The organism is Mesorhizobium sp. M0563 (genome assembly GCF_040321065.1).
Taxonomy (GTDB): domain Bacteria; phylum Pseudomonadota; class Alphaproteobacteria; order Rhizobiales; family Rhizobiaceae; genus Mesorhizobium.
Genome location: NZ_JAMYQV010000005.1, coordinates 87,516 through 112,579 on the forward strand (window position 1 = coordinate 87,516; position 25,064 = coordinate 112,579).

At 59.9% G+C, this 25,064-nt stretch carries 27 protein-coding genes and 1 pseudogene; 24 read left to right on the plus strand and 4 right to left on the minus strand.

Annotated elements, in window-relative coordinates; translation table 11 throughout:
• Positions 1 to 2 precede the first annotated feature (2 nt).
• From NKI50_RS09360 to NKI50_RS09425, 14 genes and pseudogenes are all read left to right on the plus strand, one after another.
• Complete coding sequence (locus NKI50_RS09360) at positions 3 to 392, plus strand: response regulator (RefSeq protein ID WP_352483835.1); 390 nt, start codon at positions 3 to 5, stop codon at positions 390 to 392.
• Complete coding sequence (locus tag NKI50_RS09365) at positions 382 to 1,065, plus strand: response regulator transcription factor (protein WP_352716414.1); 684 nt, start codon at positions 382 to 384, stop codon at positions 1,063 to 1,065. Before NKI50_RS09360 ends, NKI50_RS09365 begins: the two co-directional genes overlap by 11 nt.
• Before the next feature lie 723 nt (positions 1,066 to 1,788).
• The gene (locus tag NKI50_RS09370; protein WP_352716296.1) at positions 1,789 to 2,610 is read left to right on the plus strand and encodes an alpha/beta fold hydrolase; all 822 of its coding nucleotides are present in this window, start codon (positions 1,789 to 1,791) and stop codon (positions 2,608 to 2,610) included.
• A 500-nt stretch (positions 2,611 to 3,110) separates the two neighbouring features.
• A complete protein-coding gene (locus NKI50_RS09375; RefSeq protein WP_352716298.1) occupies positions 3,111 to 3,860 on the plus strand; it encodes a glucose 1-dehydrogenase in 750 nt (249 codons plus the stop codon).
• A 463-nt stretch (positions 3,861 to 4,323) separates the two neighbouring features.
• On the plus strand, positions 4,324 to 5,115 hold the full coding sequence (locus NKI50_RS09380) for an alpha/beta fold hydrolase (protein WP_352716300.1): 792 nt from the start codon (positions 4,324 to 4,326) through the stop codon (positions 5,113 to 5,115).
• Between the two features lie 66 nt (positions 5,116 to 5,181).
• Entirely contained in the window at positions 5,182 to 5,940 is a 759-nt protein-coding gene (locus NKI50_RS09385; RefSeq protein ID WP_352716302.1) for an SDR family oxidoreductase, read from the plus strand.
• A 49-nt stretch (positions 5,941 to 5,989) separates the two neighbouring features.
• Positions 5,990 to 6,391, plus strand: coding sequence for a cupin domain-containing protein (locus tag NKI50_RS09390; protein WP_023716993.1), 402 nt, complete (start codon positions 5,990 to 5,992; stop codon positions 6,389 to 6,391).
• Positions 6,392 to 6,442: 51 nt separating this feature from the next.
• Positions 6,443 to 7,090 (plus strand): HD domain-containing protein, encoded by a 648-nt coding sequence (locus NKI50_RS09395; protein WP_352716304.1) that lies wholly within the window; start codon positions 6,443 to 6,445, stop codon positions 7,088 to 7,090.
• A 270-nt stretch (positions 7,091 to 7,360) separates the two neighbouring features.
• Positions 7,361 to 7,877: pseudogene (locus tag NKI50_RS09400) on the plus strand (carboxymuconolactone decarboxylase family protein).
• Positions 7,878 to 8,015: 138 nt separating this feature from the next.
• Entirely contained in the window at positions 8,016 to 8,453 is a 438-nt protein-coding gene (locus tag NKI50_RS09405) for a CBS domain-containing protein (RefSeq protein WP_352483844.1), read from the plus strand.
• Positions 8,454 to 8,581: 128 nt separating this feature from the next.
• Entirely contained in the window at positions 8,582 to 9,316 is a 735-nt protein-coding gene (locus NKI50_RS09410) for a sensor histidine kinase (RefSeq protein WP_352716306.1), read from the plus strand.
• A gap of 54 nt (positions 9,317 to 9,370) precedes the next feature.
• The gene (locus NKI50_RS09415) at positions 9,371 to 9,652 is read left to right on the plus strand and encodes a GNAT family N-acetyltransferase (RefSeq protein ID WP_352716308.1); all 282 of its coding nucleotides are present in this window, start codon (positions 9,371 to 9,373) and stop codon (positions 9,650 to 9,652) included.
• Between the two features lie 41 nt (positions 9,653 to 9,693).
• Positions 9,694 to 9,978, plus strand: a complete 285-nt coding sequence (locus NKI50_RS09420; RefSeq protein ID WP_352716310.1) for a DUF1810 family protein — start codon at positions 9,694 to 9,696, stop codon at positions 9,976 to 9,978.
• 16 nt (positions 9,979 to 9,994) lie between these two features.
• On the plus strand, positions 9,995 to 10,123 hold the full coding sequence (locus tag NKI50_RS09425; protein WP_352716312.1) for a DUF1810 domain-containing protein: 129 nt from the start codon (positions 9,995 to 9,997) through the stop codon (positions 10,121 to 10,123).
• 66 nt (positions 10,124 to 10,189) lie between these two features.
• Here NKI50_RS09425 and NKI50_RS09430 read toward each other — a convergent pair whose 3' ends face one another.
• The 4 genes from NKI50_RS09430 to petA are packed head-to-tail and all read right to left on the minus strand — an operon-like array spanning position 10,190 to position 14,457.
• Positions 10,190 to 11,101 carry a pirin family protein gene (locus tag NKI50_RS09430; protein WP_023717000.1) on the minus strand — a complete coding sequence of 304 codons (912 nt, stop codon included), beginning with the start codon at positions 11,099 to 11,101 and terminating at the stop codon, positions 10,190 to 10,192.
• A gap of 26 nt (positions 11,102 to 11,127) precedes the next feature.
• A complete protein-coding gene (locus tag NKI50_RS09435; RefSeq protein WP_023717001.1) occupies positions 11,128 to 12,645 on the minus strand; it encodes a mechanosensitive ion channel family protein in 1,518 nt (505 codons plus the stop codon).
• A 23-nt stretch (positions 12,646 to 12,668) separates the two neighbouring features.
• Positions 12,669 to 13,964, minus strand: coding sequence for a cytochrome b (locus NKI50_RS09440; RefSeq protein ID WP_352483846.1), 1,296 nt, complete (start codon positions 13,962 to 13,964; stop codon positions 12,669 to 12,671).
• 16 nt (positions 13,965 to 13,980) lie between these two features.
• A complete protein-coding gene (gene petA, locus NKI50_RS09445) occupies positions 13,981 to 14,457 on the minus strand; it encodes a ubiquinol-cytochrome c reductase iron-sulfur subunit (RefSeq protein ID WP_352716315.1) in 477 nt (158 codons plus the stop codon).
• A 459-nt stretch (positions 14,458 to 14,916) separates the two neighbouring features.
• Here petA and NKI50_RS09450 point away from each other — a divergent pair, with 459 nt between their 5' ends.
• The 10 genes from NKI50_RS09450 to NKI50_RS09495 all read left to right on the plus strand — a co-directional run bounded on the left by NKI50_RS09450 (position 14,917) and on the right by NKI50_RS09495 (position 25,030).
• Positions 14,917 to 15,501, plus strand: a complete 585-nt coding sequence (locus NKI50_RS09450) for a glutathione binding-like protein (RefSeq protein WP_352716317.1) — start codon at positions 14,917 to 14,919, stop codon at positions 15,499 to 15,501.
• 339 nt (positions 15,502 to 15,840) lie between these two features.
• Complete coding sequence (locus NKI50_RS09455) at positions 15,841 to 16,896, plus strand: alpha/beta fold hydrolase (RefSeq protein WP_352716319.1); 1,056 nt, start codon at positions 15,841 to 15,843, stop codon at positions 16,894 to 16,896.
• A 187-nt stretch (positions 16,897 to 17,083) separates the two neighbouring features.
• Positions 17,084 to 18,256 carry a galactonate dehydratase gene (gene dgoD / locus NKI50_RS09460; protein ID WP_023717007.1) on the plus strand — a complete coding sequence of 391 codons (1,173 nt, stop codon included), beginning with the start codon at positions 17,084 to 17,086 and terminating at the stop codon, positions 18,254 to 18,256.
• 5 nt (positions 18,257 to 18,261) lie between these two features.
• Positions 18,262 to 19,038, plus strand: a complete 777-nt coding sequence (locus NKI50_RS09465) for an SDR family oxidoreductase (protein ID WP_023717008.1) — start codon at positions 18,262 to 18,264, stop codon at positions 19,036 to 19,038.
• Between the two features lie 32 nt (positions 19,039 to 19,070).
• Complete coding sequence (locus NKI50_RS09470) at positions 19,071 to 20,054, plus strand: substrate-binding domain-containing protein (protein ID WP_023717009.1); 984 nt, start codon at positions 19,071 to 19,073, stop codon at positions 20,052 to 20,054.
• Between the two features lie 94 nt (positions 20,055 to 20,148).
• Positions 20,149 to 21,669 carry a sugar ABC transporter ATP-binding protein gene (locus NKI50_RS09475; RefSeq protein ID WP_352483848.1) on the plus strand — a complete coding sequence of 507 codons (1,521 nt, stop codon included), beginning with the start codon at positions 20,149 to 20,151 and terminating at the stop codon, positions 21,667 to 21,669.
• On the plus strand, positions 21,666 to 22,667 hold the full coding sequence (locus tag NKI50_RS09480) for an ABC transporter permease (protein ID WP_023717011.1): 1,002 nt from the start codon (positions 21,666 to 21,668) through the stop codon (positions 22,665 to 22,667). The genes NKI50_RS09475 and NKI50_RS09480 overlap by 4 nt, the downstream gene beginning before the upstream one ends.
• A gap of 2 nt (positions 22,668 to 22,669) precedes the next feature.
• Positions 22,670 to 23,470, plus strand: coding sequence for a FadR/GntR family transcriptional regulator (locus tag NKI50_RS09485; RefSeq protein WP_352716322.1), 801 nt, complete (start codon positions 22,670 to 22,672; stop codon positions 23,468 to 23,470).
• 5 nt (positions 23,471 to 23,475) lie between these two features.
• Positions 23,476 to 24,351 carry an aldose 1-epimerase gene (locus NKI50_RS09490; protein ID WP_023717013.1) on the plus strand — a complete coding sequence of 292 codons (876 nt, stop codon included), beginning with the start codon at positions 23,476 to 23,478 and terminating at the stop codon, positions 24,349 to 24,351.
• 214 nt (positions 24,352 to 24,565) lie between these two features.
• Positions 24,566 to 25,030 (plus strand): cupin domain-containing protein, encoded by a 465-nt coding sequence (locus NKI50_RS09495; RefSeq protein WP_352716324.1) that lies wholly within the window; start codon positions 24,566 to 24,568, stop codon positions 25,028 to 25,030.
• Positions 25,031 to 25,064: the final 34 nt, after the last annotated feature.

Sequence of the window (25,064 nt, forward strand, 5' to 3'; positions counted from 1 at the left end):
GGGTGAGCAAGCGGAGGCCTGTCGTGGCGATCGTCGACGATGACCCAAGACTGCTCGAGTCGCTGGAGGACCTCTTGGAGTCCGCCGGCTATGTGGCCCGCAGCTTCTCGTCGGCGAGGTCGTTGCTGGTCAGCGGCCTGTCTGGATTGGACATGCTTATCACCGACATCGGGATGCCCGGCATGGACGGCTTTGAACTTCGCGACTTGGTCAAGAAGGCGCGTCCGGATCTGCCCGTGTTCCTGATCACCGGCCGCCACGAGATAGTGGATCAGCACCGCGCCAAGGGCATTGGCAGGCTTTTCCGCAAGCCGTTCGATGGCCAGGCACTGCTTGCGGCGATCGGCGACGCCTTACGCAACCCAGAAACGGAGGCTAAACATGAGAGTTGACCAATTGCCCTTACGGAGATCGACGCCGTCATCACAGCAGCGGAGGACTGAAGCCGAGCAGCCGCTGGTCATTATTGTCGATGATGATGCCTCTGTTCGGGAGGCGCTGTCTGAATTGATCCTGTCGGCGGGTTTTCTGCCGGTGTGCTTTACCTCGACCCGTGAATTGCTTGACGCCGACGTGTTGGAGAGCCCCGGCTGTTTGATCCTCGACGTGCGCATGCCAGGGACGAGCGGTCTCGATCTGCAGCACCATCTTGCGAAAAACGGCAACCCCAAACCCATCATCTTCCTGACCGGGCATGGCGACATCCCGATGACTGTCCAGGCGATGAAGGCCGGCGCCGTGGACTTTCTCACCAAGCCGGTGCGGGATCAGACGCTGCTTGACGCCGTGATCGCGGGCATTGCGGTGGACGCCAAGCGGCGGGCGGATGCGGTGATCGTCAAGCGCAACATCGAGCGCGTCGAGACGCTGACGCCGCGCGAGCGCGAGGTTCTGCGTGAAGTGGCGCGCGGGCGCCTCAACAAGCAGGTCGCCTTCGACCTCGGCATCAGTGAAGTGACCGTCAAGCTTCACCGTGGCAATGTCATGCGCAAGATGGAAGCCGCTTCCATCGGTGAGCTGATCCGGGCGTGGGAAACGCTGCCCGCGCCGATGCGCGAGGTCTAGAATTGGCACAAGCCGATCCATGCTCCATCCAATAGGATCGCCCAGCGCGCCCGGCCATTTCAGGCTGTGGGAAATTGCTTCTTCAGCGCGCGCAGGCCTTCCTGCCCGTCGGCACGCTGCTGCTGCGGGTGGTCCTGATGTACATCGGTGGTTCCTATTGGGTGTTTGCGGCAAGGCTCGCGCCAACATCGCTACCACTGAGCGGCGCTCTTTTGCGGCGCCAGCCTGACCGACAGACTCGCAACATTTCATGCTACAGCAACTGACGCCGGCCATGCCGCGTCGGTCCCGCACCGCTGCCCAAGTCTAAATTGACGTATGTCTATATAGCTTGCCTCGGCCCGCCCCCAATACTCGGCGTGCCTGCCCTGCACCTTGGCATCGTATGACAGATGCTTCCGTAGAATAGGTTCGCGGCCCGGATCGGTGCATCCTGTTCCTCGCAAGCCATCACGACCGTCGCGTTTCTACCGCTCCTCGCTCGCTCCTCCCCGAACGCGACCGCACGGGCCGACTCGACGGTCGTGACGGTGAGCAGGATGTTCAAAGCACATGGATGGAGATGATGAACAAAGACGGACTTTTCTCCGTCGGCGGATCTCGTCGCGATGTCTTGTTGGCCGGCCTGATCGCCACCGTTGCCGCCGGACTGCCCCGCGCTGCTTCGGCCGCGAGCCGAAAACAAAACCTTCCCTCTTCCCCCTCAACCAAAGGAACCAAGACATGAGCACCATCACGACCAAGGACGGCACCGAAATCTACTACAAGGACTGGGGCAAGGGCCCGGCTATAACCTTCTCGCACGGCTGGCCGCTGAATTCCGACGCCTGGGACGGCCAGATGCTCTTTCTTGCCCATAACGGCTTTCGCGTGGTTGCGCATGACCGGCGCGGCCATGGCCGCTCGAGCCAGGCCACGTCCGGCAACGACATGAATGGCTATGCGGACGATCTTGCAGCCGTGATCGAGGCGCTGGATCTCCGGGACGCCACGCTGGTCGGCCATTCCACCGGAGGAGGCGAGGTTGCTCGCTATATCGGACGGCACGGGACGAAGCGGGCGGCCAAGGCTGTTCTTATCGCCGCTGTTCCGCCGATCATGGTGAAGACGCCGGCCAATCCGGAAGGCCTGCCGATCGAGGTATTCGACGGCATAAGGGCTGGCCTCATCAAGGATCGTTCGCAGTACTACCGGGACCTCGCACCGTTGTTTTATGGCGCGAACAGACCAGGCGCCACGGTTTCCCAGGGGACTCTGGATCAGTTCTGGCTCTGGAGCATGCAGGCGGGTCTCGTGAACGCGTACGAAAGCGTCAAGGCGTTTTCCGAGACCGATTTTACCGAGGACCTCAAGAAGTTCGACGTACCAACCCTGGTCCTGCATGGCGAGGACGATCAGATCGTCCCCGTCAAGGACTCGGCAGTCAAGTCGGCCCGATTGATCAACGGCGCAAAGGATATCTATTACCCCGGCGCGCCCCACGGGATTACGGCCACGCACCAGGATCAGGTCAATGCTGACCTGCTCGCCTTCATCAAAGGATAGCACGCCCTCAGTCACGACCGCATGTTCTCCGCAATTCCTTGGAGCCGCCGATGACCACCTTTGGTAATATTTCGCGCGCCCTGAACAGCATTTCAGGTGGCGCGCCAGGTCAAACCTTGTGCGCTCGCATAGCCGAGCGGTGGCCTGAATGCCGGTTCTGTCGGCTCATGTCCCGGATTGTGGAACCGAACCACTGCGCCATCGAGTTGGAGCGCTGGCAAAGGCGGCAAACATAGGCTGCGACAGGGCTGCCATTCGGGCAACTGCGCCTGTGCAGCGCGGAGGCGATCGCCGGCGTTTGACACTACGTCGCACTGTCGCCTTGAAGGCCAAAGCGCTCTCGAGGACGTCAAACTGGCTAATCGCCGGGAGTTTATCAATCGGTAGCCGTTTGCGATTGCCGCTCATTTTGGCGGTCTCAATTCGGCGTGAAATTTTCTTGGCCAGCAGTTGCGACCATCGCAGCAGCACCGGCACAATTTTTCGAAGGCAGGAACGACATGGGCGCACTCTCAGGCAAGATCGCGGTGGTCACCGGCGGAAACAGCGGGATCGGACTATCGGCTGCAAAAATCTTTGCGGCCGAGGGCGCGCAAGTCGTCATTACCGGCCGCCGGCGGCAGGCGGTCGAGGAAGCGGTCGCACAGATCGGGGCAGGCGCGCTGGGCATTCAGGGAAATGTGGCCGACGTGTCGCACCATAACGAGGTAGCGCAGCAGATCCGCCAGAGGTTCGGGGCGCTCGACATCTATATGGCGAACGCCGGCACAAACACCATCACGCACTCGGCCGACGTCTCCGAGGCAGAATATGATGCGCAATTTGCCGTCAACACGCGAGGCGTCTTCTTCGGCGTCCAGAAGCTGATTCCGATCATGCGGAACGGCGGCGCAATCATCCTCACAGGCTCGCTGGCCAGCGAGAAAGTTCTGGACGGTCATGCTGTATACGCGGGCTCGAAGGCGGCCATAAATGCCTTTGCGCGCGCTTGGGCGATCGAGCTGAAGTCTCGCGGCATCCGGGTCAACGTGCTCAGCCCAGGTCCGGTGGATACGGCTATTCTCGATAAGCTAGGCATACCGTTTGAGCAGCGCGGGCTGTTTGAAAAGGCGATAGCGGAGGCAATACCCCTGGGCCGGATGGGCCAGCCGGACGAGCTGGCAAAAGCCGCCCTGTTCCTTGCCTCGGACGCGAGCAGTTTCATCACGGGCATCAATCTGCGGGTGGATGGCGGGATGGCAGTGCTCTGAGCCATGACTGCGAGATCGCGCCAATAGACCGCCGGTTATCGGCTGAGCAATCGGTCTTCCTCACGAAAAATTTTTTGGGAAGCTGCCGCACGAGTCGCGCCAAATAGGTCGGAGGCGACACGTTTTGTCGACGTGGCGCAAATTGAGCCACGTAAATAGCAAGTCGCATTGCAGGGATCGACGCGCAAGAGAGAAGTCGGCTCGCCAGGTTCTCGCCACGGCGGCAGCGACGTCTTGCAAACACAGCTCTCCGGCCGCGCGCCCTCAGTGTCTGTTCCGGCGTCCGCCGACAATGCACACCCGGCATAGAGACCTCAATTATGCTGCAGGGCACCTGATCTCCCCGGTGACCTACCCTGCACCTTGGCATTGTATGACAGACCCTTCCGCACAATAGGTTGGCGGGCCGCATCGGCGCATTCTCCTGAGCATTGGTCACCACAGGCCACACGGGAGAAAGCAAATGCGAAACATAACTCGAGCCCTGGCGCTCACCGCAGCGCTGGCCGCGTCGGGCGGCGGGATGGCGCAGGCCGCCAATTCTCAGCCCAAGCCGACGATCGTACTGGTGCACGGCGCCTTCGCGGAATCGTCGAGCTGGGACGCAGTCATCACCAAGCTCAGCAAAGACGGTTATGTAGCGATAGCCGCAGCTAATCCGCTCCGCGGCGTTGCCAGCGATGCGAAAGCAGTCTCAGCCATCGTCCGGTCGGTTTCCGGGCCGGTCGTGCTGGTGGGGCATTCCTACGGCGGGCCTGTCATCACCGAGGCCGCCAATGGCAATCCCAATGTAAAGGCGTTGGTCTACGTGGCGGGTTTCGCGCCGGATACCGGCGAATCGAGCCTTACATTGTCCAGCATGTTTCCCGGCAGCACCTTGGGTAGCGCGCTTGCTCCAGTCGCGTTGTCGGACGGCGGACAAGACCTCTTCATCCAGCCGGCCAAGTTCCGCGCCCAGTTCGCCGCCGACGTTCCGGAAGAGCAGACCTTGCTGATGGCTGCCACTCAACGCCCTGTTGCGCAGGCAGCTCTGGCTGAAGCCTCGGGCGTCGCCTCATGGAAGACGCTGCCGTCCTACATGATCTACGGCTCAGATGACCGGAACATCCCGGCAGCCGTCATGAGTTTCATGGCCAAGCGTGCGCACGCGGTAAAGACCGTCGTCATCGAGGGCGCGTCCCACGCGCTCATGGTCTCGCATCCCGACGAGGTCACGTCACTCATCGAGGATGCTGCTGCATCGGTCAGTCAGTAGCAGGCCGGAAACGCCCAGCATCCGATCGAGCAACGAAAATAGACACGCAACACCAGGAGACTAGACATGAAGATCGTCGTCATAGGCGGAACCGGGCTGATCGGTTCAAAGACCGTGGAGAGACTGCGAAACAAAGGACACGACGTGCTTGCGGCGTCGCCGAATTCGGGCGTCAACACCGTTACGGGAGAGGGTCTGGCCGCCGCGCTTTCCGGTGCGCAGGTCGTCGTCGACCTCGCGAACTCGCCGTCGTTCGAGGAAAAGGTTGCCCTGGAGTTCTTCGAGGCATCCGGGCGTAATCTCTTTGCCGCCGAAACGGCTGCCGGTGTCCGTCATCACGTGGCGCTGTCGGTCGTCGGTACCGACCGGCTGCAGGGCGTGGGCTATTTCCGCGGCAAATTGCTTCAGGAAAAGCTGATTAGGGAGTCCGGAATTCCCTACACGATCGTTCACGCCACTCAGTTCTTCGAATTCACCGCCGCCATCGCAAACACAGGCGCCGTCGGGGATACCATTCATATGTCACCGGCCTACTTCCAACCCATGGCGGCTGACAATGTTGCCGATGCGATGGCGGACGTCGCGCTTGCCGCGCCGTTGAACGGCATGATCGAAATTGCCGGCCCGGAGCGCGTTCGCATGAGCGAACTTGTCGAGCGCTTCCTGAAGGCCACCAACGACCCTCGCAAAGTCGTCTCGGATCCCGGCGCGCTCTACTATGGCCAGGTGGCAATCGACGATCGAACGCTTGTGCCCGGCGAGAATGCGCGCATCGGCGCCGTGCGTTTCGATGATTGGCTCAGCCGATACACACCACCGAAGTAAGCAATCATCGGATAGGCCCACCATTCGCATTACAACAAGGAGACCAGACATGATCAAAACACTTCTCTGCGCCGCGCTCACCGCCGCTTCCGTCACCGCAGCAATGGCCAAAGACGCCGCCAGCGTGAAGCTTGTCTACGACCAGGCTCTTCCAAACGTGCCTGGCAAGAGCATGAAAGCCGTGCTCGTCGAGTACGCGCCGGGGGGTACGTCGCCGGCCCATACCCATCCCAAATCCGCGTTCATCTATGCCACGGTCCTGGAGGGGACGATCCGAAGCCAGGTCAACGATGGGCCGGTGAAGACTTATCGCGCCGGCGAGAGTTTCTCGGAATTCCCGGGCGACCGTCATGCCGTCAGCGAAAACGCCAGCAACACGGAAGGCGCTCGTCTGCTTGCTATTTTCGTCGTCGACACCAGCGAAAAGGAACTGACGACGAACGCGAAATGAAATCGTGGCCCCCCGGACCATCGGGGCGTATGCGAAGGGACGGTCAGTGACATGAATTCGATCGCCAGCCGCACACTTGCGGGGATTTCGGTCCCCGATACACCGCTTGTTGGCCGGGCGATCGAGCATGCCCGCCAGCGATGTGAACCTTACTTGTTCAACCACGTGGTCCGATCCTGGCTTTTCGCGGCCCGGATCGGACAGATTCAGAATATCCAGCACGACGCGGAGGTTGTTGCCGTTGCAACTCTGTTGCATGACGTCACGCTCAATGAGGACTTCGCCGGGCCGCGCCGTTTCGAAGTGGAAGGCGCCGATCTCGCCCGCACCTTCGTTCGGGAAGGCGGCTTCGACGAGCGGCGCGCCCAATTGATCTGGGACAGCATCGCCCTCAACTCGACGCCGTCGATCGGCCTCTACAAGGAGGCTGAGGTGGCGCTTTGCACAGCCGGCATCTGCCTCGACGTCGTCGGCTTGCAATACAGCCTCGTTTCGTCAGCCGAGATTGCAAAGATCATCGGTGAGTTTCCACGCCTCCAAATGAAGCGACGGATGACTCGATGCTTTTGCCATATCGCCGAGGTCAGGCCGGAAACCACCTACGACAACTTTGCCCGGGACTTCGGCGAGCGCTTTGTTTCAGGCTACAAGGCGACTTCGGCAGTTGATCTTGTGATGAACGCTCCCTTCGAAGAGTGAACGCAGTTTCGATCCAGGTCTCTCGATCGACGCTGGCCAGCTCAGCCGAGCCCTTCATATGACCCAAACGCTGTGCGCCTGTCGCATGCCTGCGGCAAAGCGAATTGCCGATGGCAGCGTTCAGGGTACCAATTTCCACCTCCTATACTTCGGTTTAGGCGCCCCAAACCAATCGAGTGGCAATACATATCATCGGCACGATAGCAACAGTTTAGCTCACCGGTCATCCTTACGCTGCAATGGATTGCAAACACCTCAAGGAGATAAGTAATGAATATTGCAGCGTCACCGGTCGCTCCGAAAGGAAAAGCCGTCGCCCAACGCGCGAGTTATGCGGAGCAGTCGCCGGAACTTCTGAAGAAATTTATTGAATTTCTTGGTGCGACGCGAGAGGGGTCAATCGAAGAACCAATCCGCGACCTTGTTGCAGTCCGAGCCGCGCAGCTGAATGGGTGCACCTTCTGCCTCGATATGCACGTCAAACAGGCGAAGATACATGGCGAGCGCGAACTGCGCCTTTACCACCTGGCAGCCTGGCGGGATTCGACCTTGTTCGTTCCTCGCGAACGTGCAGCCTTGGCATGGACGGAAGTCTTGACCAAGCTGCCCGAGCAGGGTGTCCCGGACGAGATCTACGATCGGGTCAGGTCGGAGCTTTCTGAGAAGGAAATCTCCGATCTGACCTTCGTTGGCAGTCAATTCTTGGAACCGTCTGAACATCGGCTTCAAACCCGTCCCGGGCTCGGGGGATGCGAAGTTTGGCCTGAGCAAAGCAGCACTAAGCTAATCTTTGGAATGGGTCAGAATGGCGCTTGTTTTCGCGCCATTCTGACCGGCCAGGCAAAGGCGCCGACCTCGGCGACCAAACCCTGGAACCGATCCCAGCCTCCCGGCCGCGGCCGCGAGGCGCTCTCAGGAGGGCGTCATGCGCATTGACAGTCTGCATCCAGTAATATCGGCCCGTCTCATGGTGATCGACGTCGATGCTCCACTCCGCAGTGCAGCACTCTCACTTTCCAGGCCCGCAATAGGCCTGGTCGTGGTGTGCCACGGCAGTGGGGAGGCGGCAGGCGTGCTGAGCAAGTCCGACCTTGTCCGCCATCTGGCGAATTCAGGGCCAACAGAAGCGCCGATTGCGGCATTGATGAGCCGGTCCATCGTGTCTTGTGGTCCCGATGATGATCTTCATTCAGTCTGGCAGACCATGGCCGCGCAAGGCCTGCAGAATGTGCCGGTGCTCGGGGCTGACTCGAAACCGCTAGGCGTCCTCGATATCCGTGATGCGATGAAGGCGCTCTTCAAACAAGAGGAACTGCAGGAACGGCTGCTTGCCAACTACATCAGCGGGATCGGCTATCAATAGATCATGGTCTCGCGTTTGGATATACAGAAGTATATATCGGAGTCTTCTTAGACATAATGGATAATAAATACCATAAATTATGGTGTATTGAAGCAAATAGGCGTCGGCTGAGCCAACGGGGTAATGAAATGTTTCGTCCGGACATAAAAGAAGATGTCTTCGACAGCCTGTCCGATGGTCCTGGAAGTGGTATGTCCGTGCAAATGTCGACGGCCGGCATCGTCCATGACCTGGGCAATCTCATTCAGGTCGCCTCGTCGGCGTTGAACCACCTGGCCCGCGATCCGAGCATCCAAGCGGCTCCGGCGCTTGGGCCTGTAGTTGCCGGCGCCAAAACGGCTTTGGAACGGGCTAGTGGCCTTGTCCGGCAAACCATCAGCCTGGCCCGAGAGAGCCCCGCGGAAATCGAATACACAAACGTAGGTGCTTGCCTGGCTGAGATCGAAACCCTCGTGCGGAGCGCCTTGGATGCCAATTTCGGTCTTGAGCTTCGGGTTGGATCGGACCTGCCTTTGGTGAGATGCGATCGCCTTGGATTGCAAAATGCGGTTCTGAATCTTCTGTTCAACGCGCGCGATGCAATGCCTGACGGCGGCTTCATCTCGATCGATGCCGGCTTGGCCTCTGAAAGCTCTACCGCCGGTCAGGTAGATATCCGTGTCGCGGACAGCGGTATCGGGATGACCAGCGAGACGATGGTCTGCGCCTTCGATCCGTTCTTCACCACCAAAAGCGAAGGCCTCGGCGGCGTCGGTTTGCCGATGGTGAAGCGCTTTGCCGAGCAGTCAGGCGGAAGCATCGATATTCAGAGCACACTTGGGGCAGGCACGACCGTCACTCTGCGGTTACCTGCGGTGCGATAGCGGCCGGCCAATCTCCCTCCGGTGACAAACGTGACATACAATCGAGAGATAAAGATGGATGCACAAGTCGTTGAAAACGTCGAACAGGACCGTTTCGAGCTGCCGATCGCCGGCGATATGTTTGCGGCGGCCTACTATCGGCTCGAGGGCGGGAAGGTCGCGCTGAGACACACCGAAGTCCCGTCGGAATTTTCCGGACAAGGGATCGCGTCGCGATTGGCGCAGGGCACCTTCGAGCTGCTCCGCAAAACCGGCCGTAAAGCGATCTTGAAATGTCCCTTCATGAGCCGCTTTTTCGCCAAGCACCCGGACTATGCAGATGTCGTCGACGGCTAGTCAGGGCACGAATGTTGAGGGTTTCCCAGGGATCTATCCTAATGCACGACGAGTATGATTTGCAGAGGTTCGTCAGCGCACAGGATCCGGTCTACGACGACGCGCTGGCTATTCTCCGTCAAGGAATGATGTGCACTCCCTATATGGAGTTCATCTTCCCAAGGTTGGCCACCAGGCGAAGCTGTACTGCGCCTGAGCCATATTCAATCACATCGCTCGACGAAGCCAGCGCTTATCTCTCATTTCCGATCCTAGGAGGCCGTTATCGGGAATGTGTTGGCACCCTGCAGCGGCTCTCCGGCCTAATCGCTCGCGCTGTTCGGTGAGGTTGATGCGAAGAAGTTGCACGCGTCCCTCACGCTGTTTTCCGAAGCAAGCAACGACGAGTTCCTGCTCGAGACAATCTTCGACGTCTGGTTCGACGGTTTGCTCGACGAGGAAACGATGAACGATCTCTACTTGATATCGTAGTGGTCTGCCTACGCCACCGGCGTAAAGCTGTCGCGGCGCTGAGGTCACCATCCGCTGCCTTATCCCTCACACGCTGCGATCTGGCAGAGGCATGAACTCGTGGTCTCCCGGCACGCCGGAGAAGCGGCGTTCGCGCCAATCCGCCTTTGCCTGCTCGATCCGTTCGGCTGAAGAGGAGACGAAGTTCCAATAGATATGACGTGGCTCGGAAAAGGGCTCGCCTCCTATCAGCATCAGCCTCGCCGCATGGAAGGCAGGCGCCTGGAGCACAATCTCAGCGCCGGGCGCCAGAGCTATCAATTCGGCCTCATGAAACGTCCCGAACTGGCCGACAATTCCAACCTCACCGGCGACGATGTAGATTGCACGCTCACGGTGTTCGGGTTTCACCTGGTATCGCGCACCGCTCGTGAGCACAATTTCGGCATAGACCATGTCGGAGAACGTCCTTACCGGCGAGACCAACCCGTCGGACGCGCCGGCGATCAACGTAAGCTCGACGCCGTCGGCACAGATCCTGGGTATTTCGGGAGCGCCAAAATGTGCGACGTCGGCGGCAATTTCTTCATAGCGGGAGGGGAGGGCGATCCAAGCCTGAGCGCCGAAGAGATTGCTTCCCGACGCCCGGACTTCCGGTGGCGTGCGCTCGGAATGGACGATGCCCGACCCGGCCGTCATCCAGTTGACCTCGCCAGGACGGATGGTCTGCACTTTACCGAAATTGTCGCGGTGGACGATCTCGCCGTCGATCAGGTAGGTCACGGCCGCAACGCCGATATGCGGATGCGGTCCCATATCGAAACCGTGACCTGCGTCGAATATAGCGGGGCCGAAATGGTCGAACAGGATGAAGGGCCCGATCATCAGGCGATTCGAGGAGGGCAATACGCGCCTTATCTTCAGTCCGTCGGCAAAATCACGGATAGCCGGCTGGATGATTGTATCGATGCCTGTGATATCGCTTTGGCGGATGGTCATGGATCTCTGTCCTTCTGCATGCCTTGTCAGCCAGGTGCTCGAACCCGCTTGAACGGAGCGGCGCGAAAGACTGTCTGAATGGCTTTGAGGAGCGCGAATTTGGAGCTCGCGTGGTTCTGTCCGGCGATGCCGCTTTCATTAAGAGCCGACACCCTCTTCGACAGGATCGCCGCAAGATCTTCAGCCATTTCGGGCCTTTCGTGCAGCAGCGGCGCAAAGCTTTCCTGGTCTATCTCGTAAACCTCGACGGGGGTCATTGCCCGCAAACTCGACATCTCGCCAATGCCGGCGAGCAAGCCGGTCTCGCCGAAGAAATCGCCGGGTGCAAGCCGGCCGATCTCCTGCAGGTGAGCATCGTCCTCGCCAATTTGCCGGACGATAACTCCCGTCCGTACGATCATGAGCGACGGCAGCATCTCTCCCCGTCGTGCGATGATCTCGCCCTTATGGTAGGTGCGAACCGAGGCCGCTGCGGCGAGCGACTCCTGCTCGGTATCCGTTAGCGCCGAGAATACCGGTATGGACCTGATGAGTTCGATCGGGGTGAAGCTTTGGGAGGCTGCCTTCTCGTCGCTCAGCCGGTTGGTCATGGCAATCGAAGCCGAAAGTGGCTCCGCCAGCAGCATGCCGGTCGACTTTGAATGGCGATAAATGAGATCGAAGATTTCGTTCCGAGCGGCACTTCGCTGGTCAAGATTTGCGACGCGAAAAAACAACTCGATCTCGATAGCTGCCGCATCCAGGCTTCTGATTGTGACCAAAGGCGAAGGGTCCTGGAGGATTGAATTGCAGCTCAGCAAGACGGTGCGCATGAGGTCTACGATGATCGCCGGCGTCTTCGTTGGCGCCATCTTGACGGTTACGGCAAGTCCATGGCTCTCGTCCGGACCGCTTAGATTTGTTACCCCGATCTTGGCGAGAAGGCTGTTCGGAAGCGCGACGACATTGTGGGTCGGGGTCAGGAGTTGGGTCGACCGCCAGTTGGTCTCGACAACGCGGCCTTCGGTTCCGTCGCTCAGAATGATCCAGTTTCCAAGTACGTAAGGGCGGCCGAGGTTAAGCGCGATCCCCGAAAATACGTCACCGAGCGTATTCTGGAGCGCCAGTCCCAGGATGACGGCAAACACGCCGGACGTGGCAATGAGCGTTCCGACCGGCACCGCAAAGACGAACGCCAGGATCGACAGGAACATTCCAGCATAGACGATACCGACCACGACGTCCTGCAGGAGACGTGCCTCGCGCGGCTTTCGCTCAAAAACGAGATAGATACGGACAAATCCGATTAGCGCCCAGGCAAGGTGAACCCACCAGAGCAGCTTGACCGAGCCCATGAGGATCGCTCCTCCGGTTGTCTCGTTGTCCCCTGCGGCCTCGTATGGCACGACGCGCAGGTCGAGAACCATGGCCGACATCGCGAGGAAAAAGCTGAGTTGGACGACCAGCTTCGCATTGGCGAAGCGTCTGGGGATGAGGGTCCAAACGACGATCCCGGCGAGGCCGAGCAACACGATGTAGACCAGAGGAGAGTTCCACCAGTTCATGAACGATCACCGCCATTCACAGTTCAATGTTTGGCCTCCGGCCCGGCGATCGGGCCTCGGCCGCTGGCCTTGTCTTTTTCGAGAACTGCTTCGGTGATCGAATTCGGCAGCCGTCGCGGCTTTTCGATCAGCCCGAGCACCGGCATGGCGATGACGAAGAACGCAAAATAGTAAAGCGTCGCCAGTTGGGACATGACGACGTAGGCGCCTTCCGCCGGTCGGGAGCCGAGCCAGCCGAGAAAGAGGGCATTGGCAACGAACAGCCAGAAGAGCACCCTATACCAGGGGCGGTAGACCGCCGAGCGCACCTTCGAGGTGTCGAGCCACGGCACCAGGAACAGCACCGCGATCGAGCCGAACATCGCGAGCACGCCGCCGAGCTTGGAATCGATCGGCCCGATATTGAAGGTGATGGCCCGCAGGATCGCGTAAAACGGCAAGAAATACCATTCCGGCACGATGTGGGCCGGCGTCTTCAGCGGATTGGCGATCGTGTTGTTGTCGGGATGGCCGAGATAGTTCGGCAGGTAGAAGACGAAATAGGCGAAGAAGAACAGGAACACGAGGATGCCGAAGGCATCTTTGACGGTGGCATAGGGCGTGAAGTCCACGACATCGGTTTTCGATTTGACCTCGATGCCGGTCGGATTGTTCTGGCCGACGACGTGAAGCGCCCAGATATGCAAGGTCACCACGCCCGCAAGCACAAATGGCAGCAGGTAATGCAGCGCAAAGAAGCGGTTCAGCGTCGGATTGTCGACCGCGAACCCGCCGAGCAAAAGCTGCTGGAGCCAGTCGCCGATCAGTGGGACGGCCGTGAAGAAGTTGGTGATGACAGTAGCGCCCCAGAACGACATCTGTCCCCAAGGCAGCACGTAGCCCATGAAGGCCGTCGCCATCATCAGCAGGAGATTGGTGCAACCGAGCACCCACAGCAGCTCACGCGGCGCCTTGTAGGAACCATAGTAGAGCCCGCGGCAGATGTGGATGTAGACGGCAATGAAGAAGAACGACGCGCCGTTGGAATGGAGATAGCGCAGCAACCAGCCCGAATTCACGTCGCGCATGATCTCCTCGACTGAATTGAAGGCCAGTCCCGTATCAGGAGCGTAATGCATGGCCAGCACGATGCCGGTCAGGATCTGTGAAACCAGCATGATCGTGAGAATGCCGCCGAACGTATAGGCATAGTTCAGGTTGCGCGGCACCGGATAGACGATGAAGCTGTCGTGCACCAGCCGCGGCAGCGGCAGGCGGGCATCGAACCAACGTGCGATTCTGGTTTTGGGCGTATAGGTCGAGTGTTTGTCGCCGCTCATCGAAATGCCCCCTGCCTCAACCAATGCGGATCTTGGTGTCGGAAACGAACTGGAACACCGGTACCGCCATGTTCTCGGGTGCCGGACCTTTGCGGATGCGGCCGGCGGTGTCGTGTTGTGAACCGTGGCACGGACAGAACCAGCCATCGAAGTCGCCTTCCTGACCATGCGGGATGCAGCCGAGATGGGTGCAGACCTGGACCATCACCACCCAGGCTTCCTTGCCCGGCATAGTTCGGTTAGCGTCGGTTGCCGGCGCGTCGACCGGCAGGTTGGCGTTGCGGGCGATTGGATCCTTGAGCTCGGCGAGACTGACTGACTGGCCGTCCTTCATCTCTTGCTCAGTGCGGTTGCGCACGACCACCGGATTGCCGTGCCAGTCGACGATCAGCGACGTTCCTGGCCTCAGCGAGGAGACGTCGACCTCGATCGCGTCGGGCGCTTCGACGTGCAATGTGTGCTCGGCTGTGGAGGTTTCGGAAAGGTCGGCCATGATGGCGACTCCTATGTTGGAAGCTGCGTCATCGCGTTGGTGGCAATCGAGCAAAAGCAGGCCACAGCTTTCGCCTTCCAGTCTGCTCATGCCGCGCGGAATATGCCGGCCGTGGCCGGGTGTGAGCCATCGTGCCAACGGCGCGTGCGTCCAATACTTTCGTTTATGATTTCCTGAGCGAAGGACTGGCCGGGCTGGCGATGACGCCGTCATGGAAGGTTCTGAATTCCTCCAGGTAACCGTTGGCCACTGAGCTGAGATACCGTCCGGCATTGCGCACGGCGATCCCGAACTTCAGCCCGATCATACCTCGGCATAGGCATGCCTAGCTGTCGGTGTCGTAGTCGTCGTCCCCGCCAAGTGCGAGTTTTTGGAGCAGTTGTCTCGCGTGGCGCTGGGCAGGTTTTCGCCCGGCGACGACCAATTGCGGAACTCAATCGGGGTCAGAAAGGGAAAACGGTGAAACTCTACTACAGCCCTCTCGTCTGTAGCCTGGCGGATCACATCGCATTGGAAGAGGCCGGTGTTTCCTTCGAGCGCGAAAGCGTGAACCTCAAAACCAAACGAACGAGCTCCGGGGATGATTTCACCACCGTCACGCGCAAGGGCTATGTTCCAGCCCTCGTGCTGGATAGCGGCGAAGCGCCGACGGAAAATATCGCAGTCCTCGACTGGATTGCGTCACAATACCCGGCACTGGGAGTGGCGGGGCCGTTGGGCCGTACCCGCCTTCTCGAAGCGCTGGCCTACGTCTCAACTGAAATACACCGAAGCTTCAAGCCGATGTGGCACCAAAGCAGCGATGCCGAAAAGGCCAAGGCGAGCGCGGCGATTACGAGCCAACTCGAGTTCTTCGCTGACGGGCTCGAGACCGACTATCTGTTCGGCGACAAACCCAGCGTGGCGGATTTTTATCTTTTCGTGATGCTGCTTTGGGCGGCCCGCTTCCACGTCCCTGTTCCCGCGCCTTTGCAAGCGCTTCGCGCCCGAATGGCTGCGCGACCGGCCGTGCGCATCGCAATGGATCGTGAGGGCCTCGTCTAAAAGCCGAGGGTGGCTCCGAGCATAAGATCAGACGCAATATATCCTCTCACCCCAACAAAGATCAGGAGTCATTCTCATGCTGCCGTTTCTGCGGATGCTACATCCAGCCGCTTCCAAGCGCGGGGACGGCCTACGTCTCGAATTTCTCAGGAGGGAAATCGAGGAAACGCTGGACCTTACCGGCATCCGGTCAGAACTCGCCGCACTGCCTCCTGGCCGAGCGGTTACAATCCTGGATTCGTCGCAGTCACCGTCGGAATAGGCGCAATATTTCCTGTCGGCCGATACGGCGGCGGGTTCTGGTCGCTCCCGCTTGTTGGTCATCATAGAGGCTTCATCATGAATGCGAATAAAGCTCCCGAGACGGTCGATCATCGCCGCCGACGCATTGTTGGTGCAACGGCAATGACGTTCGCCGCCACCGAACTCGGCTTGAACGCACCGGCAGCCACTTGGACGGTCGAGGCGAAGGCATCCGCGATGCAAACCAGGCAGAAATCATTCGGCTCGCTCAGGCAGGTCAATGCCGGAAAGCTGAGCGTCGGATATGCGGAGCTAGGGCCCGCCGAAGGTGCCCCAGTGATCCTGCTTCATGGCTGGCCTTATGACATTCACACCTACACCGACGTCGCTCGCCTGCTTGCCGCAAAGGGGTACCGCGTGATTGTGCCCTACCTGCGCGGCTACGGTACTACGCGCTTCCTTTCGGACGAGACGATGCGCAACGGCCAGCAGTCGGCTCTCGCTGCGGATACGATTGCCCTGATGGATGCGCTGGGGATCGAAAAGGCCACGATCGCCGGCTGCGACTGGGGCGCCCGAACGGCCAATGTCGTTGCCGCGCTCTGGCCGGAGCGTTGCAAGGCGATCGTCTCGGTGAGCGGCTATCTCATCGGAAATCAGCAGGTCGGCATGGTGCCGCTGCCACCGGAGGTGGAGCTTCAATGGTGGTATCAGTATTACTTCGCCACGGATCGCGGCCGCGCCGGCTACGAGAGATACACGCGCGATTTCGCCAAACTCATCTGGAAACTCGCTTCGCCGCAGTGGAATTTCGACGATGACAGCTTCCAGCGCAGCGCCGCAGCCTTGGACAACCCGGATCATGTCAGCATCGTCATTCACAATTACCGCTGGAGGCTTGGCTTGGCACAGGGCGAGCCGGAATATGACGTTCTGGAAAACCGGCTGGCCGAAGCTCCCGTGATCACAGTGCCGACCATTACCCTTGAGGGTGATGCCAATGGTGCACCCCATCCCGACAGCAGTTCCTACGCCAAGAAATTCTCGGGCAGATACACGCACCGGATCATCATCGGCGGTATCGGCCACAACTTGCCTCAAGAAGCCCCGCAAGCCTTTGCCCAGGCTGTCATCGACGTCAGCGAATACTGATCAGGCAAGCTGAGTGAGCTGCTGATGCCTGCGCTGGATGGGTGGCGAGGACATGATGGTTGCGCATTTGCGCTGAACGTCGAGGCGAGGCGCTGGTCCACATCGATGTTGCGCTTGACTCGTTCATATTATCCGTAATAAATCATACATATTGCCTCGAAAAAAGACGGCAGGTCTGGGAGGACCAATGAAAATCACGGCCATCAAGGCGCGCGTCTGCAATGCGGAAATGCGCAACTGGGTCTTCGTTCGCGTCGAAACCGACGAGCCCGGGCTGTTTGGCTGGGGTGAGGCAACGCTGGAATGGAAGACCCGAGCCGTCGTTGGGGCGCTTCAGGACCTTGAGGCCCTGCTCATCGGGCAAGATCCGCGCAATGTGGAGCAGTGCTACCAGATACTTACGCGGCACGGCTTTTGGCGTCTTGGCGTCGAGGGAATGTCCGCCGTCAGCGGCATCGAGATCGCGCTCTGGGACATATTGGGCAAGTCGTTGGGCGTCCCCGTCTGGCGCCTTTTGGGCGGTCGGGTCCGCGACTATCTGCGCACCTATACGCATCTCGGCCTCGGGGACATGAAGGCGGTCTATGAGACCGGATCCGCGGATGCCATCGTGGAACGCGGACGCATCGTGACGCAAGCAGGCTACGATGCGGTCAAGGTCGTCTGCATTCCCTACACCCACTACGTGTCTCCTGCGAAGGCAGTCGATTCTGTTGCCAACATGGTTGGCTCACTTCGCGAGGCGGTAGGCCCGGATATCGACATCATGGTTGATTTCCACGGACGCCCTGCATCGGTTAACGCGGCGATGGATTACCTCAAGGCAATCGAGCCGGCCCGCATCATGTTCGCGGAAGAGCCCGTGCCGCCCGAAGATGTTGCCGGACTGGCGCATATCACGGCGCGATCGGCCGTGCCGATCGCGTCCGGCGAACGGCTGATCGGGCGCCGCGAATTCACGCACTCGATCGCAGCCCGCGCCTTCAACATTGCCCAGCCGGATATTTGCCACACTGGCGGTCTGCTCGAGACAAAGAAGATCGCGGCCATGGCGGAAACCGCAGGCATCGGCCTTGCGCCGCACAACCCGCTCGGTCCGATCGCCGGTGTGGCTGCTCTTCATTTCGGCATATCGACCCCAAACGTTGTCATTCAGGAGGAGATGTCCGGTGCCGTCGCCTGGTACGACGATGTCGTTACCTGGCCAATTCGGCGCAAGCCAGGCCGCTGGGATCTGCCCGAACTGCCGGGCCTTGGCGTCACCGTCAAGGAGGACGTTATCGCGCGCCACCCCTTCAAGCAGGAAGTGCTGCATGCCCGCAACGCCGTCATGCCGGACGGCACCGTGGTCGACTGGTGAATGCAATGGCAGGCCGGCTGCAAGGAAAGATCGCAATCGTCACAGGCGCCGGCCAAGGCATCGGTGCCGCCACCGCCCGGGCTTTTGCGATGCATGGGGCAAAGACCGTCATTGCCGAACTGAATGCGGCAAGCGGCAAAGCGATCGCCGACGAACTGCGTGTCGGAGGCGCCGACGTATCGTTCGTCGAGACGGATGTCACGGACGCATCCGCGGTCGCGGACATGGTCGCCCGCACGATCACGAGCTATGGCGGCGTCGACGTTCTCGTCAACAATGCCGGTGCCAACGTCTTCTACGAACCACTGGCGATGCCGGATGAGGAATGGGACCGCTGTCTCAAGCTAGACCTCCAGGCCGCATGGTTCTGCGCCAAGGCAGTCTTGCCGACGATGCTGGCGAAGGGCTCGGGGTCTATCGTCAACATAGCGAGCTGTCACGCGTTCCAGATCATTCCCCATACATTCCCGTATCCGGTCGCCAAGCATGCACTTTTGGGCCTGACCCGTTCGCTGGCCATCGAATATGCCGCGCGCGGTATCCGGGTGAACGCGATCGCCCCCGGCTATATCGAGACGCCGATCGCGGAAGCCTACTGGAACACATTCCCGAACCCCGCCGAGGAGAAGCGGCGAGCCTACGACCTTCATCCGCCCAAGCGCATTGGCCGGCCGGACGAGGTTGCAATGACGGCGGTTTTCCTCGCTTCGGACGAAGCGCCGTTCATAAATGCCGAGACGATCACCATCGATGGTGGGCGCTCGGTTCTCTACCACGACTAGCAACGACCATCGAGCTCTCAGGGAGGATCTTCATGAAAACCACAACAAAGGCTTTGGCGACATTTGCGGTACTGGCTGCCGGACTGATGAGTGGCGCAGCAAGCGCAGACGACATCAAGATCGGCTACATCAACAAGATGGGAGACCATCCATGGTTTGTCGCCGAAGTCGGCGGCGCCAAGAAAGCGGCCGAGGCGGCAGGGGCTGCGTTCGTGTCGCAGGACGTTCAGTTCGACGCCAATTTGACGATCACGACCTTCGATACGATGGTCGGCGATGGCGTAAAAGGCATCGCCATTGTCGTCCCCGACAAGGCGCTGGGACCGGTCATCGCCGAGAAAGCAAAGGCCGCAAAAATTCCCTTGGTGGCGGTCGACGACGACATCTACTACGAGGACGGCACTCAGGTCCCCTATGTCGGCATGAATGCCTACAACATCGGTGCGCGGGTGGGCGAAGAGCTTGCCAAGCTCTACAAGGCCGACGGCTGGGCGGGTAAAGAGGTGCGCATCGCGTCGATCGAGGACCGCAAAGCGGATACCTGCATGCAGCGCAACAAGGGCGCGGAAGAAGCATTCCTGAAGGCGGTGTCCGATTTCAAGCCGGGCAATATCGTTCGCGTCCCCTACGACAATACGATGGTCAACGCCATCGACGTGATGACCACCACATTGACGGCCAATCCCAGCGTCACGAACTGGATATTCTATTCATGCAACGATGATGGCGTGCTGGGTGGTGCGCGAGCCCTGGAAAACGCCGGCTATACCGCAGACCAGGGCATGGGGATCGGCATCGACGGGAGCCGCGCTTGTGACGCTTTCGGATCCGGAAAGCCCTCGGCGTTCCGTGGTACGATGTGGCTCAATTCGGAAAATCATGGCGCGCTGGCGGTGAAGATTCTCTTGGCCTCCATCAAGGACGGAACGAAGCTTCCCGTTCAGTCCTTCACGGACCCGGAATACATCACCGCCGAAAATTTTGCGTCGGACTACAAAGCCAAGCTCTGCCACTGAACCAGATATGCGTCATGCCGCAGGGCGCATGACGCTCTTTGGGCCGGCAGTTCGTCGGCAGGCACACGGGATCGATCCTCGGGAGTGAGCTTTGATGCAATCGGATTTCTTCTCGCTCGACAGGATATCGAAGCGCTTCGGCGTCGTGCAGGCGCTCGACAATGTCTCGATTGCCTTTCGGCCAGGAGAGGTGCTCGCTCTGGTTGGCGAGAATGGCGCCGGCAAATCGACAATGATGCGAATTCTCGAGGGCGTGTTCGCACCGGACACCGGCACCGTGCTGTATGGCTCCACGCCGATCGTTTTCAGCGAACCGCGCGACAGCCACAGAGCCGGAATACGCGTCATCCATCAGGAGCCGGAGATCGTTCCGAACCTGACCGTGGCCGAGAACATTTTCGTCGGCGAACTGCCACGGCTGGCAGGCGTCCTGCTCGACTGGCATAGGCTCGAGGAGCAGACCGACAAGGTGCTTGCGACCTTCGGCATGCAGCAGGATATGCGGGCGCGTCAACTCTGCAGCACGCTCGGTCCGGCACAGCGCCAGATGATCGAAATCATGCGCGCCATACGTGCTGGCGGCCAGCTGATCGCATTCGATGAGCCGACCTCGTCGCTGACCGACGACGAAGCGCGCCGTCTGTTTTCAGTAATTCGGCGGCTGCGCGAAGAGGGCACTTCGATCGTCTACATCTCTCATAGGCTGAACGAGGTCATCGACCTTGCGGATCGCATTGTCGTTTTGCGGGACGGCCGGCTGGTCGACGATTCCCGCGCGGACGGTGCCAGCGAGCAGACCATAGCCAAACTCATGGTCGGCCGTGACATCGCCGATCTGTTTACGCGCGAGACGTGGCAATCGGGGCTACCGTTGCTGGAGGTGGCGGGCTTGACCACCGACCACGTCACCGATGTGAGCCTCAAGGTCCGCCGCGGCGAGGTGCTCGGCATTGCCGGCCTTATGGGTGCGGGTCGATCCGAGCTGGCAAAGGCGATTGTCGGCTATGATCGGCGCCTCGACGGAACCATAACGATGAGCGGCGTGCCCGTTGGCCCCAACAGTCCGCATGCAGCGATCGTGGCAGGCATCGGCTTCGCCCCCGAAGACCGCAAGCACGAGGCCCTGCTGCTGTTCCGAAGCATTCTTGACAACGCCTCGCTTTGCGTGCCCGACAAGACGTCGACCTTCGGCTTCTTCAACCGGCGCAAGGCACTGGAGATCGTCTCACCGCTTGCAGCAAAGATGTCGATCAAGGCGCCCAACCTCGACGAACAGGTTTCGAAATTGTCGGGTGGCAATCAACAGAAGGTCGTTCTCGCGCGCTGGCTTGCCCGGCAGCCGATGCTTCTCATCCTCGACGAGCCGACCCGCGGCATCGACATCGGCGCCAAGGCGGAAATCTATCGCCTGATCGATGAACTCGCCGCAAGCGGTATCGGCATAATCCTGATTTCCTCGGAAATGCCCGAACTGATCGGGCTCGCCGACAGGGTGCTTGTCATGGCTGGAGGCCGGATCACGGCCGAACTTTCCCGCCCAGACATCGATGAGGCCACGATCCTGAAGCACGCCATGCCGCAATCTGTAGCATCGCTCGGAGGACAAATTCAGTGAACAGCCTTGAGCTCAGGACAGCAACAACACAAACCGGCAAAAGACGCCCTTCCTTGCGCATGGCAGAGCGCATCGGCATTCACAACATAAGCCTCCTGGTTGCTCTCGCCATTCTCGTGCTCATTTTCGGCACTCTGAGAGGCGACGTGTTCTTCTCGAGCCGAAACCTGCTGAACATCGGTCTGGGCATTACCATCCTGGGCGTCCTGGCGATGAGCCAGACCGTGGTCATCGTCGCCGGCGGGCTTGATATTGCCGTCGGCGCAATCGTCGGTCTGACCACAGTATCGACGGCAATGGCCATCCAGGCGACCGGATCGCCGGCAGCGGGCATTCTTGCCGGCCTGGTCCTGGGTGGTCTTGCCGGCCTCGTGAACGGCATCATCATCACCTACGGGCGGGTCAACGCTGTCATCGCGACTCTCGGTACGATGGCGATCTTCCGCGGCATCGCGTTCATCATATCCGATGGGCAATCGATCGCGATTTTCAGCGACACTTTCCGCTTCATTGGGATCGGACGAATCCTCGGCCTGCCTCTGCTGATCTGGATTCTTTTGCTGACCGCGATCGTGTTCCATCTCTTCCTTGCCCGCTCGATCGTTGGCCGCAACATCTATGCCCTGGGCGGCAATCCCGTTGTTGCACGCTTCTCCGGCATCAACATCAACCGCTACCGTGTCGGCATCTACATCATGAGTGGAGTGGCGGCCGGATTGGCCGGGATTCTGTTGGCTGCCCGTACCGGCTCGGGGCAGCCCGTATCCGGATCCCAAGGCCTGGAACTCGAGGCCATCACAGCGGCCGTTCTGGGTGGCTGCGCCTTGCAGGGCGGTAAGGGCACGATCGTCGGCGCACTACTGGGCGTCGCCATCATTGGTGTCCTCAACAACGGAATGATACTGACGTCCGTGCCAACCTTCTATCAGTTGCTTGCCAAGGGCTCGCTGCTGATACTTGCTGTGGTAATTGCCGAGTACCACTTGAACAGGACATGACGATGGACACGGCGATCGCTTCGACTGGCCAAGGCAAGCAGGACATTCCTGCCGCAGATGGCGCCACGTCATCGCTCAAGGATCGCATCGCACGCGATCTCGGACAGCGAATCCTCGCCGGCTCCTACGCGCAGCACTCCGTCTTGCCGACGGAAGCTGAACTTTGCGTTATCTACGGGGCGAGCCGCACGGCGCTTCGCGATGCTCTTCTGACGCTTTCGGCGAAAGGATTGATCGAGGCACGCAAGCGGGCCGGGACGCGTGTGCGCGTGTCGAGCGAATGGAACAGGCTGGATGCACAGGTTCTGGAATGGATGCGCGATATCGAGCCCGATCTCGATTTCGTCCGCGGATTGATCGAGGCGCGGCTGATCATTGAACCCGCGGCCGCCCACCTTGCGGCCAAGATGGCGACGTCAGGCGATCTCGCAGTCATCGAAGCCGCCTATGAGGCCATGCGCATTGCTCCGCAGGACGACCTTGCTGCGTGTCTCGATGCCGACGTCAGGTTTCATACCGCCATCCTTCGTGCCAGCCGCAACCCGGTGTTCGCCAATCTCGGCAATATGCTTGCTGCCGCCCTCAGCTTCTCCTTCCGATTGACCACATCGGCCACCGCTAATTACCAGCAGACGCTGAGCGCGCATGGCGACGTGCTGGAGGCAATCCGGATGCGCAGGGCCGACGACGCTCACGATCAGATGAAGGCGCTCATCGGGATCGCGTCGAACGACCTCTTTGCAGTGGCTCGCAAAGGCCGCCATCCACAGCCGATCGCCGCTGCCAAGGCCGATACCGTCTGAAACTGATGGTCCGAACGATCAAAATCGGAAGCGGAGACCTGTCCGCTGAAATCGTCCCGTCGCTTGGGGCAGGTCTTGCGAGACTGGACCATGGGCGCGTGCCGATCTTCAGGCCTTGGCCAAACGGCGGGAGCAGCAACCCATTCGACCTTGCCTGCAACCTGCTTTTGCCGTGGTCGAATCGCATCTCGGGCGGCGGATTCACATTCGACTCCAAATTCCACGAACTGCCTGCCAATGTTGCAGGCGAGCCATTTCCCGTTCACGGCAATGGATTTTCGAGCGAGTGGGACGTCGACAGCGTAGCGCAAGATAACGCAAAGCTGTCCCTTATCAGCAAAGGACCCGGCCCATACCGATATCGCGCCGATGTGAGCTACGCGCTAGCCAGACAAGGGCTCGAGCTGAAGCTTCGCATCGTCAATCGGGCCTCGGTCAGGCTGCCGTTCGGGCTTGGTATCCATCCATGGTTCCCGAGAACGGCACGGACCGCGCTTCATGCGCCGGCCTCGCAGGTTTGTCTCGAACTGCCCAGCCATCTCCCCGAACGGTTTGTGGATGTCAAAACCCGTCCCGATTGGGATTTCGGCGCCCCGGCCGTATTGCCGAGCGGATGGATAAACAATCTGTTTGCCGGCTGGGACGGCGTCGCTACCATATCGTGGCCGGAGCACAGTTGCAGCCTGCGGATTGAAGCTTCGTCGCCCTTGAACTTCTACCTGGTCTATTCGCCATCGGACGAGAGCGACTTCTTCTGTTTTGAACCGGTCAGTCATGCGGTCGATGCTCACAATCGTGGTTCGATCGACAAATGGAATGGACTGTCGGTGCTTGGCCCTGGCGAGAGTCTGGCAGCCCGTTGCAGCTTCGCCGTCAATTAGACGGACCTCTGCGGCGCCCTCGAGTTGGCGTATGTCGGTGTCGGCCAGCATGTCCGGTTAGCCGGCTTTTCGTCCAAAGTGAGCTTGGGAAGAGGGAACTCCGGCGACCGGGAACCCGTGAGCCCGTTCGACGTTTGCCGGATGTCGCTGCGCAGTTTGTCTGCTTGACGGCACGGTACGGGCCTACTCCGAATGTACCTGGCAGATTGGATCAATGACAGATGTTGACCCAAAGGAATTCGTGCTCGCAGGCATCGTCATGAAGCGACTGGTCTCCGGCGAACAGACGGGAGGCTTGTTGAGTCTCTTCGAAAACCGAAGCGACGGGCAGACGAAAACACCAATCCATGTTCACGCGAATGACGACGAGACAGTCTACGTCATCGAAGGGCAGTTGGCCGCAATTGTGGCCGGCGAGGTCCGAACGCTCTCGCCCGGTGAGAGCATGTTTTTGAAGCGCGGCATCCCGCACCAGCTCGTGAATCCCGGCAACCAGCCCGTTCGCTACATCCTGATAGACACGCCAAGTGTGTTCGAGCAGTTCCTCGCCGAAGGTGGCCATGAACTCGGCAAGGGAGAGGTGGTCGGGCCGCCGACGTCTGCCGATATCGAGCGGCTCAAAGCAGCCGCGCCGAAATTTGGGATTACGCTTCTGCAAGACTGGCCAGCAAGAGAGTAAACGGTTTCGTGATAGCGGCTTGGATCGGCCGCTA